Source organism: Terrabacter carboxydivorans (genome assembly GCF_039532035.1).
Lineage (GTDB): Bacteria > Actinomycetota > Actinomycetes > Actinomycetales > Dermatophilaceae > Terrabacter > Terrabacter carboxydivorans.
This window is the reverse complement of sequence record NZ_BAAARE010000005.1, coordinates 182,733-197,699: the sequence shown is the minus strand read 5'-3', so window position 1 is coordinate 197,699 and position 14,967 is coordinate 182,733. Positions and strand designations below refer to the sequence as shown.

Below are 14,967 nucleotides of genomic sequence, written 5' to 3'. Positions count from 1 at the left end.
CGGCGTGCCGAGGACTGGACCGGTGTCGGGCCGAGCCCGGCGCCGCGTTAGACTCCACCGCGAAGACATCCTTTAACCACCGTCCTGTGAGGCGGGGAAGGAGGTCCAGCGGCTGTGACCTGCCCTGACCTGAGTGCATCTGTCCCGTCATCGACCGACCGCTCGAGCATCCCCGAGGACGCTCGCGACGTCATGAGCGAGGGCGACATCTCCCGGGCGCTGCGGCGCATCGGCCACGAGGTGATCGAGCGCAACAAGGGCAGCGAGGGGCTGGTGCTGCTCGGCATCCCGTCCCGCGGCGTACCCCTCGCGCGCCGTCTCGCGGCCGGCATCGAGCAGGTGGAGGGCCACCCCGTCCCGGTCGGTGAGCTCGACATCACGCTCCACCGCGACGACCTGCGCCGCAACCCGGTGCGCACGGCCCACCGCTCCCGGATCCCCGACGGCGGCATCGACGACAAGGTCGTCGTCCTCGTGGACGACGTGCTCTACTCCGGCCGCACGATCCGGGCGGCGCTGGACGCGCTCTCCGAGCTCGGTCGCCCCCGGGCGGTCCGGCTCGCGGTCCTCGTCGACCGGGGCCACCGCGAGCTGCCCATCCGGGCCGACCACGTCGGCAAGAACCTCCCGACGTCGAGCACCGAGCGCGTGCACGTCCGGGTCGCCGAGGTCGACGGCCTCGACGTCGTGCGCATCAGCGGCGGTGACGCCCGGTGAGCAAGCACCTCATCTCCTCGGCCGACCTCAGCCGCGCCGAGGTCGAGGACATCCTCGAGACCGCGGCCTCGATGCACGACCTCCAGCGCCGTGAGGTCAAGAAGGTGCCGACCCTGCGCGGACGCACCGTCATCAACTTCTTCTTCGAGGACTCGACGCGCACGCGCAGCTCGTTCGAGATCGCAGGCAAGTGGATGTCGGCCGACACCATCAACCTCTCGGCCAAGGGCTCGTCGACGAGCAAGGGCGAGAGCCTGCGCGACACGGCCATGACGGTCGACGCGATGGCCGTCGACGCGCTCGTCATCCGCCACAACGCCTCGGGCGCCTGCCAGCAGGTGGCCCAGTGGGTGCGGTGCAGCGTCATCAACGCGGGGGACGGCACCCACGAGCACCCGACGCAGGCCCTGCTCGACGCCTACACCCTGCGGACGCGCCTCGGTGACCTCGACGGCAAGCACGTCGTCATCGTGGGCGACCTCACCCACTCGCGGGTCTTCCGCAGCAACGTCATCACCCTGAAGACCCTCGGTGCGCGCGTCACCGTCGTCGCCCCGCCCACCCTCATGCCGAGCGGCATCGCGGCGTGGAGTGCGGCCGACGGCTTCGCGACGAGCTGGGACCTCGACCCGATCCTCGACGGCGAGGGCGAGCACGGGCCCGTCGACGCCGTCATGATGCTGCGCGTCCAGCGTGAGCGGATGAGCGGCGGCTACTTCCCGACGGCGCGCGAGTACACCGTCGGCTACGGCCTGACCCGCGACCGCCTCGAGCGGCTCGTCGCCCGCAACGACGACGTGCTCGTGCTGCACCCCGGCCCGATGAACCGCGGCCTCGAGATCGCGCCCGAGGCCGCCGACTCGCCGCAGTCCGTCGTGCTCGACCAGGTCTCCGCCGGTGTCGCGGTCCGGATGGCCGTGCTCTACCACCTGCTCGCGGGGGACGACACCCCTGCGCCTGTCGCCGCCACCGAAGGAGCCGTCCGATGACCCGCCTCGTGATCCGCGGCGCCCGCCTGCTCGGCGCAGAGTCGGCCGACCTGCTCGTCGAGGACGCCGTCATCACCGAGGTCGGGTCGGTCTCGGTCCCGACCGGCGCCGAGGTGCTCGACGCCGACGGGCTCGTCGCGCTGCCGGGCCTCGTCGACCTGCACGTGCACCTGCGCGAGCCCGGACGCGAGGACGCCGAGACCATCGCCACGGGATCGGCCGCGGCCGCCGCCGGTGGCTTCACCGCGGTCTTCGCGATGGCCAACACGAGCCCCGTCACCGACACCGCCGAGGCCGCCGAGCGCGTGCTCGACCTCGGCCGGGCGTGCGGTCTGACCGAGGTCGTCCCCGTGGGCGCCGTCACGAAGGGCCTCGAGGGCGCGGAGCTGGCCGAGCTGGGGCTCATGGCCCGCTCGCGGGCGAAGGTGCGCGTCTTCAGCGACGACGGCCACTGCATCCATGACGCCCGGATCATGCGCCGGGCGCTCGAGTACATCAAGCCCTTCGGCGGTGTCATCAGCCAACACGCCCAGGACCCGAGCCTCGCCGGGCGGGAGGCCTGCTGCCACGAGGGCGAGGTGTCCGGCCGGCTCGGCCTGCCCGGCTGGCCGGGGATCGCCGAGGAGTCGATCGTGGCCCGGGACGTCATGCTGGCCCGCCACACCGGCTCGCGGGTCCACGTCGCGCACGTCTCGACCGCGGGCACCGTCGAGGTGATCCGCTGGGCCAAGGCCCAGGGCATCGACGTCACCGCCGAGGTCACGCCGCACCACCTGGCCCTGACCACGGACCTGCTCCTCGGCTACGACCCCGTCTACAAGGTCAACCCGCCGCTGCGGCCCTCCGAGGACGTCGAGGCGCTGCGGGCGGCCCTGGCCGACGGCACCATCGACGCCGTCGCCACCGACCACGCGCCGCACGCCCGGCACGACAAGGAGCACGCCTTCGTCGACGCGGCCTTCGGCATGCTCGGACTCGAGACGGCGCTCTCGGTCGTCAGCGACGTCATGGTGCGGTCGGGGCTGCTCGACTGGGCCGACGTCGCCCGCGTCATGTCGAGCGCGCCGGCCCGCATCGGCGGGCTCGCCCACCAGGGAAGGGAGCTCGCCGTCGGCAGCCCCGCCCACATCACCCTCGTCGACCCCGACCGCGAGGTCACTGTCGACGCCGCCGCGAGCCGCAGCCGCTCGCGCAACAACCCGTGGCACGGGCGCACCCTGCGAGGAGCCGTCCTGGCGACGGTCCATCAGGGCCGCGTCACCCACGACGTCCGCAACGGCGCGGGCACCCGACGAGAACTGACGAACGCGACGACCTCGGGAGCAGACCTGTGACCACCCAGACACCGTTGACCGTGCCAAGCCGCGAGGGGAGGCAGCGTCGCGAGCGAGTTGCCGCGACCCTCGTCCTCGAGGACGGCCGCACCTTCCGCGGGGCCTCCTACGGCGCCCTCGGCGAGACGGTCGGCGAGGCGGTCTTCTCCACCGGCATGACCGGCTACCAGGAGACCCTGACCGACCCGAGCTACCACCGCCAGGTCATCGTGATGACAGCGCCCCACGTCGGCAACACCGGCGTCAACACCGAGGACGACGAGAGCACCCGCATCTGGGCCGCCGGGTACGTCGTACGCGACCCCGCGATCCGTTCCTCGAACTGGCGCGCCACGCGCGAGCTCGAGGACGAGCTGGCCGACCAAGGCGTCGTCGGCATCTGCGACATCGACACGCGCGCCCTGACGCGGCACCTGCGCGAGCGTGGCGCGATGCGCGTCGGCATCTTCAGCGGTGACGCCGCCGACCGTCCCGACGCCGACCTGCTCGACGCCGTCCGCACGAGCCCGCAGATGGCCGGGGCCGCGCTCGCCGCCGAGGTCTCGACCACCGAGCCGTATGCCGTCCCGGCCGTCGGCGACACGCGCTTCACCGTCGCGGCCATCGACCTGGGCATCAAGGCGATGACGCCGGCGCTGATGGCGCAGCGGGGCATCGAGGTGCACGTGCTGCCGGCCACCGCGACCATCGAGGACGTCCTGGCGGTGGGGGAGTCCGGCCCCGACGGGGTCTTCTTCTCCAACGGTCCCGGTGACCCGGCCACGGCCGAGCACGAGGTGGCGCTGCTTCGACAGGTGCTCGACCGCGGCATCCCCTTCTTCGGCATCTGCTTCGGCAACCAGCTGCTCGGACGCGCCCTCGGCTTCGGCACCTACAAGCTGAAGTACGGCCACCGCGGCATCAACCAGCCGGTCATGGACCGCACGACCGGGAAGGTCGAGGTGACCGCCCACAACCACGGTTTCGCGGTGGACGCCCCACTCGACAAGGAGAGCGACACGGCATACGGCCGCGTGCGTGTCTCCCACGTGTGCCTCAACGACGACGTCGTCGAGGGGCTGGAATGCCTTGACCTGCCTGCCTACTCGGTGCAGTACCACCCGGAGGCCGCAGCCGGCCCCCACGACGCCGCCTACCTCTTCGACCGCTTCCTGGAGCTCATGACCAACCGACAGACTGCCCATCAAGACCGTTCGGCGAGCGAAGGGACCCACTGATGCCGAAGCGTGATGACATCAAGAGCGTCCTCGTCATCGGCTCCGGGCCGATCGTCATCGGCCAGGCCTGCGAGTTCGACTACTCCGGCACCCAGGCGTGCCGTGTGCTGCGTGAGGAGGGCATCCGCGTCATCCTCGTCAACAGCAACCCGGCGACGATCATGACCGACCCCGAGTTCGCCGACGCGACGTACGTCGAGCCGATCACCCCCGAGGTCGTCGAGGCGATCATCGCCAAGGAGCGCCCTGACGCGGTGCTCGCGACCCTCGGCGGCCAGACCGCCCTCAACTGCGCGATCTCCTTGCACGACAACGGGGTTCTCGAGAAGTACGGCTGCCCGCTCATCGGTGCCAACGTCGACGCGATCAACCTCGGCGAGGACCGCGAGAAGTTCAAGGGCGTCGTCGAGCGCTGCGGCGCCGAGTCGGCGCGCTCGATCATCTGCCACACCATGGACGAGCTGCTCGCGGCCGCCGACGAGCTCAGCTACCCCGTCGTCGTCCGGCCCTCGTTCACGATGGGTGGGCTCGGCTCCGGCTTCGCCTACGACGAGGCCGACCTGCGCCGCATCGGTGGTCAGGGCCTGCAGTACTCCCCGACGACGGAGGTGCTCCTCGAGGAGTCCATCCTCGGCTGGAAGGAGTACGAGCTCGAGGTCATGCGCGACCACGCGGACAACGTCGTCGTCGTCTGCTCGATCGAGAACCTCGACCCCATGGGCGTTCACACGGGCGACTCGATCACCGTCGCGCCCGCGCTGACCCTGACGGACCGGGAGTACCAGCGGCTGCGCGACATCGGCATCGCGATCATCCGTGAGGTCGGGGTCGACACCGGCGGCTGCAACATCCAGTTCGCGGTCAACCCGCGTGACGGGCGCATCATCGTCATCGAGATGAACCCGCGCGTCTCACGCTCGTCGGCGCTGGCCTCCAAGGCGACCGGCTTCCCGATCGCCAAGATCGCCGCGAAGATGGCCATCGGCTACACCCTGGACGAGGTGCCCAACGACATCACCCGGGAGACGCCGGCGAGCTTCGAGCCCTCGCTCGACTACGTCGTCGTCAAGGTGCCGCGCTTCGCGTTCGAGAAGTTCCCGGCCGCCGACCCGACGCTGACGACGACGATGAAGTCGGTCGGCGAGGCCATGGCGATCGGGCGCAACTTCACCGAGGCGCTGCAGAAGGCGCTGCGCTCCCTCGAGAAGAAGGGGGCCAGCTTCCACTGGGACGGCGAGATCACCAAGGTCGCGGCCGAGCGTGCCCTCGACGAGGCCAAGGTGCCCACCGACGGACGGATCGTGCTGGTGCAGCAGGCTCTTCGTGGCGGGTGCACCGTCGAGGAGGTCCACGAGGCCACCGGGATCGACCCGTGGTTCCTCGACCAGATCGCCCTCGTCAACGATGTCGCGGCGATGCTCGCCGAGGCCGACGAGCTGACGCCCGACCTGCTCCGCCTCGTCAAGCGCCACGGCTTCAGCGACGCCCAGGTCGCGTCCGTTCGCCGTATGCCGGAGGCCGTGGTCCGCGGGGTGCGTCACGCCCTCGGGGTGCGCCCGGTCTACAAGACCGTCGACACCTGCGCGGCGGAGTTCGCCGCGCGCACGCCCTACCACTACAGCTCCTACGACGAGGAGACCGAGGTCGAGCCGCGCGAGCGACCGGCGGTCATCATCCTGGGGTCGGGGCCGAACCGCATCGGGCAGGGCGTCGAGTTCGACTACTCCTGCGTGCACGCGTCGTTCTCCTTGCGGGACAAGGGCTTCGACACGGTCATGGTCAACTGCAACCCCGAGACGGTCTCGACCGACTACGACACGAGCAGCCGACTCTACTTCGAGCCGCTGACCCTCGAGGACGTCCTCGAGGTCATCCACGCCGAGAGCCAGGCCGGCCCGATCGCCGGCGTCATCGTCCAGTTCGGCGGCCAGACGCCGCTCGGCCTCGCCCAGGCCCTCGAGGACGAAGGCGTGCCGATCGTCGGCACCTCGCCCGGCGCCATCCACCTCGCCGAGGACCGTGGTGCCTTCGGTCAGGTGCTCGCGAGGGCGGGCCTCATCGCGCCGAAGCACGGCACGGCCTACAGCTCCGACGAGGCGCTCGTCATCGCCCGCGAGATCGGCTACCCGGTGCTCGTGCGCCCGTCCTACGTGCTCGGCGGTCGCGGCATGGTCATCGTCTACGACGACGACTCGCTCGTCACCTACGTCGAGAAGGCCACCGAGGCCTCTCCCGACCACCCGATCCTCGTCGACCGGTTCCTCGACGACGCGATCGAGATCGACGTCGACGCGATCTTCGACGGCGAGGACATGTACCTCGGCGGGATCATGGAGCACGTCGAGGAGGCCGGCATCCACTCGGGCGACAGCTCGTGCACCCTGCCGCCCGCCACCCTCGGTGACGGCGAGCTCGAGCGGGTGCGCGTCGCGACGCGCAAGCTCGCCGAGGGCATCGGCGTGCGCGGCCTCATGAACGTCCAGTTCGCCCTGGCCCAGGACATCCTCTACGTCATCGAGGCCAACCCCCGCGCCTCGCGCACCGTGCCGTTCGTGGCCAAGGCGACCGGTGTGCCGATCGCGAGCGCCGCGGCTCGCGTCATGCTCGGCGCCTCCATCGCAGAGCTGCGCGAGGAGGGCCTGCTGCCCGCCACCGGCGACGGCAGCCGCCTGCCCGACCACGCCCCGGTGTCCATCAAGGAGGCCGTGCTGCCCTTCAAGCGCTTCCGCACCAAGGAGGGCGTCGCCGTCGACTCGCTGCTCGGTCCCGAGATGCGCTCGACCGGCGAGGTCATGGGCATCGACGTCGACTTCGGCTCGGCCTTCTCCAAGGCCCAGCAGGGCAGCGGCTCGGCCCTGCCCCGCTCCGGCGCGATCTTCGTGTCGGTCGCCAACCGCGACAAGCGCGCGATGCTCTTCCCGGTCAAGCGCCTCGTCGACCTCGGCTTCACCATCCTCGCCACCCGGGGCACCGCGGCCGTGCTGAAGCGCAACGGCATCGAGGCCACCGTGGTCCGCAAGATCACCGAGCGCGACGGGGACGCCCCTGGAGAGAAGTCGATCGTCGACCTCATCCTCGACGGCACCGTGCAGATGGTCGTCAACACGCCGTCCGGCCAGGACGCCCGCGCCGACGGCTACGCGATCCGGGCCGCCACGACGAGCGCCGACAAGCCGATCATCACCACGATCGCCACGCTCGCCGCGGCCGTCCTCGGCATCGAGGCCGGGCTGACCGAGGAGATCCGCGTCAAGTCGCTGCAGGACCACGCCCGCGACCTCGACCTCTACGGTCGGCGTGAGGCGCTGGTCGCGACGGGAGCCACCGCATGAGCGAGCGCTCCCTGCGGGCCCGGGTCACCCAGGAGGTGGCGGAGGTCATCGCGACGCGTCGGGTCGGCGCGTACCAGCACATCACCCTCGTCGCCCCCGGCGTGGCCGAGCTCGCCCGGCCCGGCCAGTTCGTCGCCCTCGCCGTCGGCGGCGAGACGTCGGGCACGCTGCTCCGGCGCTCGTTCTCGATCCACAAGGTCAGCCCCAGCGGCACGTACGGCGGCACCGTCGAGATCGTCGTGTCCGCCGTCGGCGTCGGCACCCGCTGGATCGTCGAGCGGGCGCCGCACGACACGATCGACGTCGTCGGGCCGCTCGGGAAGGCCTTCCCGCTCCCGACCGAACCCGTCGCGTGCGTCCTCGTCGGCGGCGGCTACGGCAGCGCTCCGCTCTTCTGGCTCGCCGGCGAGCTGCGCGAGCGGGGCTGCCACGTCGAGATGGTGCTCGGCGCCGCGAGCGAGGACAAGCTCTTCGGCGTCGTCGAGGCCCGCCGCAGCAGCGACGGCGTCACCGTCACCACCGACGACGGGTCCGCAGGACACAAGGGCTGGGTCAGCGACCCGCTGCCCGAGATCATCGACCGCACCCGTGCCGGAGTCGTCTACGGCTGCGGGCCCATGGGAATGCTCGAGTCGATCACCCGCGTCGCGCAGGCTCACGGCGCGGTGGCCCAGGTCGCCGTGGAGGAGTCGATGGCGTGCGGCGTCGGGGTGTGCATGACCTGCGTCATGCCGGTCGTCGGCTCCGACGGCCGGACCCGCATGGTGCGCTCGTGCGTCGAGGGACCCGTCTTCCGCGGTGACGCCGTGCGCTGGGACGCCTTCGACGGAGGCCACGCCCGGGTGCCCGACGACGCGGTCGGTGCCCCGAAGGTGGGTGGTCACTGATGGTCGACCTGCCCGTCGCCCACGCCGTCGACACCACCCTCGACCACGCCGTCGACCACGCCCTAGACCTCTCGGTCGACCTCGGGGGCGGCCACCGTCTCCCGAACCCGCTCATGACCGCCTCCGGCTGCGCCGCGAACGGCAGGGAGCTGCACCGCTTCTTCGACGTCGCCGACCTCGGCGCCTTCGTCACCAAGTCGGTCATGGCCGACCCCCGGTCCGGCCGCGGGACCCCGCGCATGGCCGAGACCCCCTCGGGCATGCTCAACTCGATCGGCCTGCAGGGCCCCGGCATCGACGCGTTCGTCGACGACGACCTGCCCTGGCTCAAGTCGGTCGGGGCGAGGGTGCTGCCCTCGATCGCGGGCAGCTCGAGCGCGGAGTACGCCCACGTCGCGACGACGCTGCGGGAGAGCGAGGCCTTCGACGCGGTCGTCGGCGTCGAGGTCAACATCTCCTGTCCCAACGTCGCCAACCGCGGCCTCGTCTTCGCCTGTGACCCGATGGCCTCGGCCGACGTCATCGCCCGGGTGCGCGAGCAGCTGCCCCGCGACCTGCCGGTCTTCGCCAAGCTCAGCCCCGACGTCAGCGACATCACCGCCATCGCCTCCGCCTGCGTCGAGGCCGGGGCCGACGGCCTGACGATGATCAACACCCTGCTCGGCATGGTCATCGACACCGACCGCATGCGCCCGCAGCTCGGCGGCGTGACGGGCGGGCTCTCCGGGCCCGGCATCCGTCCCGTGGCCGTGCGGGCGATCTGGCAGGTGCGTCAGGCGATGTTCGAAGGCCGTCTGCCGACGGTGCCGATCATCGGCGTCGGGGGAGTGCGCACCGGACGCGACGCCCTCGAGCTCGTCGCCGCGGGTGCGAGCGCGATCCAGGTCGGCACCGCGGTCTTCAACGACCCGTCCGCGCCGGTGCGGGTGCTGCGCGAGCTCTGCGAGCTGCTCTCGGCGAAGGGCTTCGAGCGCTTCACCGACGCCGTCGCCGTGGCGCACGGCCGCTGACCAGACCACACCACGGAGGAGACCGACGATGACCCAGGCCTTCGGGGCCCGCCTGCAGGACGCCATGACGGCCCACGGGCCGCTGTGCGCCGGGATCGACCCGCACCGGGCGCTCGTCGAGTCGTGGGGCCTGCCCTACGACCTCGGCGGGCTGGAGCGGTTCGCGCTGACCTGCGTCGAGGCCTTCGCCGGCAGGGTCGCGGCCGTCAAGCCGCAGTCGGCCTTCTTCGAGGTCTTCGGCAGCAAGGGGCTCGCCGTCCTCGAGCGGGTGCTGACCGAGCTGCGCGAGGCAGGGACCCTCACGATCCTCGACGCCAAGCGCGGTGACATCGGCTCGACGATGGCCGCCTACGCCGAGGCCTACCTGGGGCCGTATGCCGTGGCGCCGCCGGACGCCCTCACCGTGAGCCCCTACCTGGGCTACGAGTCGCTGCGCCCGGCCATCGACCTGGCGGAGCAGTGCGGGCGCGGCCTCTTCGTGCTCGCCCTCACCTCCAACCCCGAGGGCGCCTCCGTCCAGCACGCCGTCCGGGACGACGAGTCGGTCGCCGCCTCGATCGTGCACGGTGCCGGTGCCGACAACGCGCCCGCCCGCGGCAGGGGAGAGCTCGGCAGCATCGGGCTCGTCATCGGTGCGACCGTCGGCACCGCGGTCGACGACCTCGGGCTCGACCTCGTCGAGGCCGCGACTCCCGTGCTGGCTCCCGGCTTCGGGGCCCAGGGCGGGACCGTCGAGTCGCTCGCCGCGACCTTCGGGGCGGCCCGGGCCCAGGTGCTGGCCGCGTCGAGCCGCGAGATCCTCTCGGCGGGCCCGGACGCCGCCCGCCTCGTCGCGCAGACCGAGCGCGTCCTCGAGTCGCTCCGGGCCTGAGGCGCCAGGGCTCGCTGCGCCGAGCCGACCGGGCCGGGCTGACTGCCCCTCAGGCGGCCGCGGATGGCGTCGGCGGGGCCACGAGCTTTCGGTGAACTCGCAGGACGGCGCCGAGCACACGGCATACGGTGGTGGGCATGTCGACGACCAGCAGGGGCAGGGGCGCCCAGGTGCTCGTCGCGCTGCTCCTCTCGGGGACGACCCTCGCAGGCTGCTCGTCGTCGTCCGGGTCGTACTGCGACGTGCTCCGCTCGGTGCAGGCCGACTGGAAGGGCGGCATCGCGCCCCTCAAGGACCCCGCGGCCGCCTCGCGCTTCGCCGCCTCCGTGGCCGAGGTCGAGGCGAGCGCCCCCGACGAGGTGAAGCCCGACTGGGCCTCGCTGCACACCCTCGTGCAGAAGTTCACCGTGGCCAACCCCGACCTCGCCAGCCTGACGAAGCAGCTTCAGGGCTTCGAGGCCTCGGCCAAGCGCATCGAGGTCCACGCCAAGGAGACGTGCCAGGTCGACCTGTCGCGCTGACCGCGGCTCGACGGACCCTGGATGCCACCCGGACGTCGCACGGACACCCGAACGGCGCGCCGTCGCAGCGGCCCCGCGTTGCGGCGGCCCTCGCCCGATCGCTAGGTTCGGGCGAGGACAAGGACGAGACGTGAACACGACGGGGGCGCGGGGCGCACCCGAAGGCAGCAAGGAGACCGAAGACCGTGGCGCTTCCACCGCTCACCCCCGAGCAACGGGCCGCAGCACTCGAGAAGGCTGCCGCCGCACGTCGGGAGCGGGCCGCGGTCAAGAACCGGCTCAAGTACTCCAGCGGCTCGCTCGCCGAGGTCCTCGAGGACGGCAAGGTCGACGCCGTCATCGGCAAGATGAAGGTCACCGAGCTGCTCGAGTCGATGCCCGGTGTCGGTCGTGTGCGGGCCAAGGCCATCATGGCCGAGGTCGGGATCGCCGAGTCCCGCCGTGTCCGCGGCCTCGGGGCCAACCAGGTCGCGGCGCTGCTGCACCGCTTCGAGAAGCCGTGATGGCGGCAGACGCGACCTCTGCCCCCCAGCCGCCGCAGGAGCCGATGGAGCCGATGGAGCGTCCGCGGGGTCGGCTCACCGTCCTGGCCGGCCCGACCGCCGTGGGCAAGGGCACGATCGCGGAGTACGTCCGCACCCACTTCCCGGCCGTGTGGTTCTCGGTCTCGATGACGACCCGCAGGCCCCGGCCCGGCGAGGTCGACGGGGTGCACTACCACTTCGTCGAGGACCACGAGTTCGACCGGCTCGTCGAGGCGGGCCAGTTCCTCGAGCACGCCGTCGTCCACGGCGCGGCCAAGTACGGCACCCCGCGCGGACCGGTCGAGCGGATCATCGCCAGCGGCCGCGACGCCCTGCTCGAGATCGACCTGCAGGGTGCCCGTCAGGTGCGCGAGACGTGGCCGGACGCCCTGTTCGTCTTCCTCGCGCCGCCGAGCTGGGACGAGCTGGTGCGCCGTCTCGTCGGCCGCGGCACCGAGGGCGAGGCCGAGCGGGAGCGTCGGCTGGACACGGCCCGCGCCGAGCTGGCCGCGCAGAGCGAGTTCGACGAGGTCGTCGTCAACGACGATGTTCGTCGGGCCAGCGAAGAACTCGTATCATTGATGAGATCGGGACGCGCCGACCGGTGAGTCCCGACCTGATGTGTGCCGGCCCACGGCATACGACCGCTGTGCCCGCGGCGGCTCGGCGCACACCACACGCACGCTGAAACCAACGAAACGAGATCACTGTGTCCGGTACCCAGGCTGCTCCCATCGGCATCACCAACCCGCCGATCGACGACCTCCTGACCGTTGCCGACTCGAAGTACGCGCTCGTCATCTACTCCGCCAAGCGCGCGCGCCAGATCAACGCCTACTACTCCCAGCTGCAGGAGGGCCTGCTCGACTACGTCGGCCCGCTCGTCGAGACCGAGGTCCACGAGAAGCCGCTGTCGATCGCGCTGCGCGAGATCAACGAGGGGCTGCTGACCTCGACGCCGACCGAGGCCTGAGCACCACGACGAGGCCAGGGCAGCCGATGCGCGTCGTGCTCGGGGTGAGTGGCGGCATCGCCGCCTACAAGGCGTGCTCGCTGCTCCGGCTCTTCACCGAGCACGGGCACGACGTGACGGTCGTTCCCACGGCGGCGGCGCTCAACTTCGTCGGGGCGCCGACCTGGTCGGCCCTGTCGGGCAAGCCGGTCAGCACCGACGTGTGGACCTCGGTCCACGAGGTGCCGCACGTGCGCATCGGCCAGTCGGCCGACCTCGTCGTCGTCGCCCCCGCCACGGCGGACGTCCTGGCCAAGGCCGCCCACGGCCTGGCGGACGACCTGCTGACCAACACGCTGCTGACGGCGCGGTGCCCGGTCGCGTTCGCGCCGGCGATGCACACCGAGATGTGGGAGCACCCGGCCACGCAGGCCAACGTGGCGACGCTGCGCTCGCGCGGTGCGCACGTCATCGACCCGGCCGTGGGCCGCCTGACGGGCAAGGACACCGGGGCCGGCCGCCTCCCCGAGCCCGAGGCGTTGTATGCCGCGTGCCTGGCCATCGTGTCGGGTGACGCCCCCGTTGCGTCCGGGGCACGAGCACGCGACCTCGAGGGCCGCCGGGTCGTCGTGTCGGCCGGCGGCACGCGTGAGCCGCTCGACCCCGTGCGCTACCTCGGCAACCGCTCGTCGGGCAAGCAGGGCGTGGCCATCGCCCGCGCCGCGGCCGAGCGCGGCGCCAAGGTCACCCTCGTGGCCGCCAACGTGTCGGTGCCCGTCCCCGACCGCATCGACGTCGTGCGCGTCGAGACCACCCTGGAGCTCCAGCGTGAGGTCGAGGACGCAGCGAGCGGCGCCGACGTCGTCGTCATGGCCGCGGCCCCGGCCGACTTCCGGCCCGCCTCCGTCAGCGACAGCAAGATCAAGAAGTCGACCGACCCCGACGCGGGCCTGCGCGTCGACCTCGTCGAGAACCCCGACATCGTCCGCGGGCTCGTGGCGGCGCGCGAGGCCAGGGGGGCGACCTCGCCCTTCATCGTGAGCTTCGCCGCCGAGACCGGCGACGCCCACGGCTCGGTCATGGACCACGCCCGCGCCAAGTTCGCCCGCAAGGGCAGCGACCTGCAGGTGGTCAACGAGGTCGGCGCCGACCTGACGTTCGGCAAGGACGACACGACGGTCCACCTGCTGCACCGCTCGTCCGACGGCGCGACGACCATCGGTCCGGCGTCCAAGGACGTCGTGGCCGACGCGCTCTGGGACGCCATCTCGCCCCTGCTGGACTGAGCACTAGACTCTCGCCCCAACGTGGCCTGCCATCCGCAGCCCACGGGCCGCCGAACCACCCGCACCAACCCCGCACCCGACCGAGGGAGAGCAAGTGTCCGCACGTCTGTTCACGTCCGAGTCCGTCACCGAGGGACACCCGGACAAGATCTGCGACCAGATCAGCGACTCGATCCTCGACGCCCTCCTGGCGGACGACCCGCAGGCGCGCGTCGCCGTCGAGACGATGGTGACGACCGGTCTCGTCCACGTCGCCGGCGAGGTGTCGACGACGGCCTACGTCGAGATCCCCCGGATCGTGCGCGAGACCATCCTCGAGGTGGGCTACGACGGCTCGCAGAAGGGCTTCGACGGCCGCACCTGCGGCGTCTCGATCTCCATCGGCGCGCAGTCGCCCGACATCGCCCAGGGCGTCGACACCGCCCACGAGCACCGCTCCGGCGAGGTCGGTGACCTGCTCGACAAGCAGGGCGCCGGCGACCAGGGCCTGATGTTCGGCTACGCCTGCGACGACACCGCCGAGCTCATGCCGCTGCCGATCTTCCTCGCGCACCGCCTCTCCGAGCGGCTGACGCAGGTGCGCAAGAGCGAGGAGCTCGCCTACCTGCGCCCCGACGGCAAGACCCAGGTCACGATCGCCTACGAGGGTGACAAGGCCGTCTCGCTCGACACCGTGGTCCTCTCGACCCAGCACGCGCCCGACGTCTCGCTCGACGGCATGCTCGAGCCCGACATCCGCGCCCACGTCATCGAGCCCGTGCTCGCCGAGCTGCGCGACAGCGGCACCGACCTCGACGTCAGCAGCTACCGCGCGCTCATCAACCCGACCGGTCGCTTCGAGATCGGTGGCCCGATGGGCGACGCGGGCCTGACCGGCCGCAAGATCATCGTCGACACCTACGGCGGCATGGCCCGTCACGGCGGCGGTGCCTTCTCCGGCAAGGACCCGAGCAAGGTCGACCGCTCGGCCGCCTACGCCATGCGCTGGGTCGCCAAGAACGTCGTCGCCGCGGGCCTCGCCCGCCGCTGCGAGGTCCAGATCGCCTACGCCATCGGCAAGGCCCAGCCCGTCGGCCTCTACATCGAGACGTTCGGCACCGAGACGGTCCCGGTCGACAAGATCCAGCAGGCCATCGGCGACGTCTTCGACCTGCGTCCTGCGGCGATCGTCGACGCGCTCGACCTGCTGCGCCCGATCTACCGGCCGACGGCCGCCTACGGCCACTTCGGCCGTACCAAGGCCGACGGCGTGGAGAACCCCTTCACGTGGGAGCGCACCGACCGCGTCGAGGCCCTGCGCAACGCCGTCTCCGGCTGAGGATAGGTT

General features: G+C 71.7%; 14 protein-coding genes. All 14 read left to right on the top strand.

What is annotated here, in order from left to right; genetic code table 11:
• The first annotated feature begins 192 nt into the window (after positions 1–192).
• The 14 genes from pyrR (at position 193) to metK (ending at position 14,958) form a co-directional block, all read left to right on the top strand.
• Positions 193–717: a bifunctional pyr operon transcriptional regulator/uracil phosphoribosyltransferase PyrR gene (pyrR, locus tag ABD297_RS07395; protein WP_344254196.1), complete on the top strand. Its 525-nt coding sequence runs from the start codon at positions 193–195 to the stop codon at positions 715–717.
• The gene (locus ABD297_RS07390; protein ID WP_344254194.1) at positions 714–1,706 is read left to right on the top strand and encodes an aspartate carbamoyltransferase catalytic subunit; all 993 of its coding nucleotides are present in this window, start codon (positions 714–716) and stop codon (positions 1,704–1,706) included. The genes pyrR and ABD297_RS07390 overlap by 4 nt, the downstream gene beginning before the upstream one ends.
• Positions 1,703–3,040, top strand: coding sequence for a dihydroorotase (locus ABD297_RS07385; RefSeq protein WP_344254193.1), 1,338 nt, complete (start codon positions 1,703–1,705; stop codon positions 3,038–3,040). The genes ABD297_RS07390 and ABD297_RS07385 overlap by 4 nt, the downstream gene beginning before the upstream one ends.
• 20 nt (positions 3,041–3,060) lie before the next feature.
• Positions 3,061–4,257, top strand: a complete 1,197-nt coding sequence (gene carA / locus ABD297_RS07380) for a glutamine-hydrolyzing carbamoyl-phosphate synthase small subunit (protein WP_344254192.1) — start codon at positions 3,061–3,063, stop codon at positions 4,255–4,257.
• Complete coding sequence (carB, locus tag ABD297_RS07375; RefSeq protein ID WP_344254191.1) at positions 4,257–7,589, top strand: carbamoyl-phosphate synthase large subunit; 3,333 nt, start codon at positions 4,257–4,259, stop codon at positions 7,587–7,589. The genes carA and carB overlap by 1 nt, the downstream gene beginning before the upstream one ends.
• A complete protein-coding gene (locus ABD297_RS07370; RefSeq protein ID WP_344254189.1) occupies positions 7,586–8,476 on the top strand; it encodes a dihydroorotate dehydrogenase electron transfer subunit in 891 nt (296 codons plus the stop codon). The genes carB and ABD297_RS07370 overlap by 4 nt, the downstream gene beginning before the upstream one ends.
• Positions 8,476–9,486, top strand: coding sequence for a dihydroorotate dehydrogenase (locus ABD297_RS07365; protein ID WP_344254188.1), 1,011 nt, complete (start codon positions 8,476–8,478; stop codon positions 9,484–9,486). Before ABD297_RS07370 ends, ABD297_RS07365 begins: the two co-directional genes overlap by 1 nt.
• 28 nt (positions 9,487–9,514) lie before the next feature.
• A complete protein-coding gene (gene pyrF, locus ABD297_RS07360) occupies positions 9,515–10,357 on the top strand; it encodes an orotidine-5'-phosphate decarboxylase (RefSeq protein WP_344254187.1) in 843 nt (280 codons plus the stop codon).
• A gap of 137 nt (positions 10,358–10,494) precedes the next feature.
• Positions 10,495–10,878 (top strand): hypothetical protein, encoded by a 384-nt coding sequence (locus ABD297_RS07355; RefSeq protein WP_344254186.1) that lies wholly within the window; start codon positions 10,495–10,497, stop codon positions 10,876–10,878.
• A 185-nt stretch (positions 10,879–11,063) separates the two neighbouring features.
• A complete protein-coding gene (mihF, locus tag ABD297_RS07350; protein WP_030201881.1) occupies positions 11,064–11,381 on the top strand; it encodes an integration host factor, actinobacterial type in 318 nt (105 codons plus the stop codon).
• A gap of 53 nt (positions 11,382–11,434) precedes the next feature.
• Entirely contained in the window at positions 11,435–12,010 is a 576-nt protein-coding gene (gmk, locus tag ABD297_RS07345; RefSeq protein ID WP_425581146.1) for a guanylate kinase, read from the top strand.
• A gap of 101 nt (positions 12,011–12,111) precedes the next feature.
• Entirely contained in the window at positions 12,112–12,375 is a 264-nt protein-coding gene (gene rpoZ / locus ABD297_RS07340; protein WP_030201887.1) for a DNA-directed RNA polymerase subunit omega, read from the top strand.
• 26 nt (positions 12,376–12,401) lie between these two features.
• Entirely contained in the window at positions 12,402–13,640 is a 1,239-nt protein-coding gene (coaBC, locus tag ABD297_RS07335; protein WP_344254185.1) for a bifunctional phosphopantothenoylcysteine decarboxylase/phosphopantothenate--cysteine ligase CoaBC, read from the top strand.
• Positions 13,641–13,734: 94 nt separating this feature from the next.
• A complete protein-coding gene (gene metK, locus ABD297_RS07330) occupies positions 13,735–14,958 on the top strand; it encodes a methionine adenosyltransferase (RefSeq protein WP_344254184.1) in 1,224 nt (407 codons plus the stop codon).
• Positions 14,959–14,967: the final 9 nt, after the last annotated feature.